The organism is Albidovulum sp., from assembly GCF_049646345.1.
Classification (GTDB): domain Bacteria; phylum Pseudomonadota; class Alphaproteobacteria; order Rhodobacterales; family Rhodobacteraceae; genus Albidovulum.
Genome location: NZ_JBARVQ010000391.1, coordinates 1 through 3,105 on the forward strand (window position 1 = coordinate 1; position 3,105 = coordinate 3,105).

General features: G+C 64.4%; 5 protein-coding genes. All 5 read right to left on the reverse strand.

Translation table 11 applies throughout. The annotated features are described in order from the left end of the window. Positions 1-134: 134 nt before the first annotated feature. Positions 135-755 (reverse strand): trimeric intracellular cation channel family protein, encoded by a 621-nt coding sequence (locus tag WBB85_RS09590; RefSeq protein WP_432638398.1) that lies wholly within the window; start codon positions 753-755, stop codon positions 135-137. After that, entirely contained in the window at positions 742-1,221 is a 480-nt protein-coding gene (gene rnhA, locus WBB85_RS09595; protein ID WP_432638399.1) for a ribonuclease HI, read from the reverse strand. The genes WBB85_RS09590 and rnhA overlap by 14 nt, the downstream gene beginning before the upstream one ends. Continuing rightward, positions 1,214-1,807, reverse strand: a complete 594-nt coding sequence (locus tag WBB85_RS09600; RefSeq protein WP_432638400.1) for a class I SAM-dependent DNA methyltransferase — start codon at positions 1,805-1,807, stop codon at positions 1,214-1,216. Before WBB85_RS09600 ends, rnhA begins: the two co-directional genes overlap by 8 nt. Beyond that, entirely contained in the window at positions 1,804-2,418 is a 615-nt protein-coding gene (locus tag WBB85_RS09605) for a LysE family translocator (RefSeq protein ID WP_432638401.1), read from the reverse strand. Before WBB85_RS09605 ends, WBB85_RS09600 begins: the two co-directional genes overlap by 4 nt. Before the next feature lie 9 nt (positions 2,419-2,427). Then, the coding region (gene ispH, locus WBB85_RS09610; RefSeq protein ID WP_432638402.1) for a 4-hydroxy-3-methylbut-2-enyl diphosphate reductase at positions 2,428-3,105 on the reverse strand (678 nt) is incomplete at its 5' end.

Below are 3,105 nucleotides of genomic sequence, written 5' to 3' on the forward strand. Positions count from 1 at the left end.
AAGTGCCATAGGATGTGGTTTGCCCATCACTGACCCCCATATCTGCCATACAGACAGGGAATCACAGATCAAGCATCGGGGGAATCCTGAATCTCGAAAACCGCAACACGCTCTAAACCCACCTTACGTGGCATTCAGCGGCGCGGCGGGCGGGATTTGTAGACCGGCAGGCTCCAGCCGAAGATCATGCTTCCGGCCCTGAGCGTGAAGGTGACCGCCGCGCAGATCAGCAGCGCCATGCCCGCTGGGAGGAACTGGAAGGCGACCAGCGCCGCGCCCGATCCGGCGAAGGCGGCGGTGACGTAAAGCTCGCCCTGTTTCAGGACCAGCGGCACCTCGTTGCAGACCACATCCCGCATCAGCCCGCCAAGGCAGCCGGTTGCCACGCCCATCAGCAAGACGACCGCCGGATGGTGATTGAATAGCAGCGCCACACCCGTGCCCGCAGGGACCGCCACCGACAAGGCACAGGCATCAAGCCAGGTGAGCACCTTCAGCCGGCTTTCGAAGATATGCGCGGTGAAATAGACCAGAACCGCCGCCGCGACGGCAACGCCGATATAGGTCGGCTGAGCAATCCAGAAGACCGGATTGCGGTCGAGGAGCACGTCGCGGACGGTGCCGCCCCCGACCGCCGTGAGGCTTGCCAGAAACGCAAAGCCGACCACGTCGAGCTGCGCCCGGCTGGCCACCAACGCTCCGGTCAGGGCGAAGATGAAGACCGAAGCATAGTCGAGAACGTCAAGAAGCGTCATTTGCCCTTGCCTTCTTCGGCTTGTAGGGCGCCATCCCGGCCCGGGCGAGTTCATCGGCGCGCTCATTTTCCGCGTGACCGGCATGGCCCTTGATCCATTCCCACGTCACCTTGTGGCGGGCCTGCGCCTCATCCAGCCTTTGCCAGAGGTCGACATTCTTCACCGGCTTCTTGTCGGCCGTCCGCCAGCCATTGCGCTTCCAGCCATGGATCCATTGGCTGACGCCGTTTTTCACATAAGCGCTGTCGGTCACGACGGTGATCGCCGAGGTCCGTGTCAGCGCCTCGAGCGCCGAGATCGCGGCCAGAAGTTCCATCCGGTTGTTCGTGGTATCCGCCTCGCCGCCCTGCAATTCGCGGCTCCGCAGCACGGTCTCGCCGTCTTTGGCGAGCATGAGGACGCCCCAGCCGCCGGGGCCGGGATTGCCGGAGCAAGCCCCGTCTGTATAGGCAAAAAGATCAGGCATGGGCCTCGATGATGACAAAGGGGTCGTCGGTTCCGGCAAGGCCGCGTTCATGGCCCTCGGAGGTGGAAGTGATGGTGAAACCGGCATCGGCCAGGAGCGCATGCAACTCGGCCACCGTGTGGTAGATGTAAAGCCGGTCGAGCCCGTCGCGGGCCTCACCGGTACCGGTCTTCATGCCGATATGAAAGAGACCACCCGGTTTCAGCGCCCGGTGCAGGGCGGCGATGTGGCGGGGCAGATCGTTACGGGATGCGTGCAGCAGCGAGAAATTCGCCCACACACCGTCATAGCTGGCCACCGCTTCGATATCGTCAAATGTCGCGAGCCGAGCGCCGATGGCGTGGCGTTCATTCGCCAGTGCGATCATTGCGGGCGAGGCATCGACCGGGTCAGGCACATGCCCCGCCGCGCGGAGGAAGGCCGAGGCCGTGCCGGGACCGCAACCGAGGTCGAGTACATGGGCACGTTCGGGCAGTGCGGCGATGAAGGCGCTCAGATGCCGGTCGGGTTCGGCACTGGCAAAGCGGTCGGCATAATCGCCCGCCTTCGCGTCATAGACGGCGATGGTGCGGGGATCGGCGCTCATGCCCGTTCCAGCGCGAGGCGCCCGGCAAGGGCGGCAAAGATCGCGGCGAAGCTGCGGTTCAGCCAGCGCATGATCCGGCCGCTGGCCAGCAGATGGTCGCGGGCGGCGGCGGCGAAGATACCGTAGAGAACGAAGACGCCGAATGTCATCGCCATAAAGACCGCGCCAAGGGCCACCATCTCGGCCGTGGCGGTCGCTACATTGCCCGATAGAAAGGGAGGGAGCAGGGCGAGGAAGAAGATCGACAGTTTCGGGTTGAGGATATTGATCAGCGCGCCGCGCCGCGCGGTGCGCCAGCCGGTCTCTGCTACCCTGTCAGCCCGCGCGGTCAGCGCGCCGTCGGATTTCAGCATCTGCCAGGCGAGGTACATCAGATAGGCCACGCCCGCGAACTTCACCGTCTGAAAGAGCAGCGCGCTGGTATGGAGGAGGGCCGCCAGCCCCAGCGTCGCCGCCATGAGATGCGGGACGATGCCAATCGTGCAGCCAAAGGCCGCCATCAGCGCCGCCCGCCGTCCTTTACCAAGGCCGATGGCAAGGGTGTATATGACCCCGGTGCCCGGCGCGATCACGACGACGAAGGCGGTCAGCAGAAACTGAAGCGAGAGCATTTGTCCTCCTTACGCGGGCTCGCGCAAGACGCGCGGCACCTTGAATTCGACGTTTTCCTTGGCGGTCTCGACCAGCTCGACCGTCACGTCGAACCGGGCGCGGAAGGCGTCGATCACCTCATTGACCAGCACTTCCGGGGCGCTTGCCCCTGCGGTGACGCCGACCGCGCGGATGCCGTCCAGGGCGCGCCAGTCGATATCTGTGGCGCGCTGCACAAGCTGGGCATAGGCGCAGCCTGCGGCCCGGCCCACCTCTACCAGCCGTTTGGAATTTGACGAATTCGGCGCGCCGATAACCAGCAGCGCGTCGATCTTCGGGGCGACGGCCTTCACCGCTTCCTGCCGGTTGGTCGTGGCGTAGCAGATGTCTTCCTTGTGCGGCCCGACGATTGCAGGAAAGCGGTCCTTGAGTGCGGCCACGATCCCCGCGGTGTCATCGACCGACAATGTCGTCTGGGTGATGAAGGCGAGCTTGGCCGGGTCACGCGGGTCGATCCGCGCCACATCCTCTGCCGTCTCGACCAGCAGCACCTCGCCTTCGGGCAGTTGCCCCATTGTCCCCAGCGTTTCCGGGTGCCCCTCATGGCCGATCATCACCATCTGAAGCCCGTTCTGGTGATGTCGTTCAGCCTCGATATGGACCTTGCTGACCAAGGGGCAGGTCGCATCGACAAAGACCATCTCGCG

Bases quoted from the DNA above. Each gene is read 5' to 3' on its own strand.
- WBB85_RS09590 (WP_432638398.1), bottom strand. From the start codon at position 755: ATGACGCTTCTTGACGTTCTCGACTATGCTTCGGTCTTCATCTTCGCC.
- rnhA (WP_432638399.1), bottom strand. From the start codon at position 1,221: ATGCCTGATCTTTTTGCCTATACAGACGGGGCTTGCTCCGGCAATCCC.
- WBB85_RS09600 (WP_432638400.1), bottom strand. From the start codon at position 1,807: ATGAGCGCCGATCCCCGCACCATCGCCGTCTATGACGCGAAGGCGGGC.
- WBB85_RS09605 (WP_432638401.1), bottom strand. From the start codon at position 2,418: ATGCTCTCGCTTCAGTTTCTGCTGACCGCCTTCGTCGTCGTGATCGCG.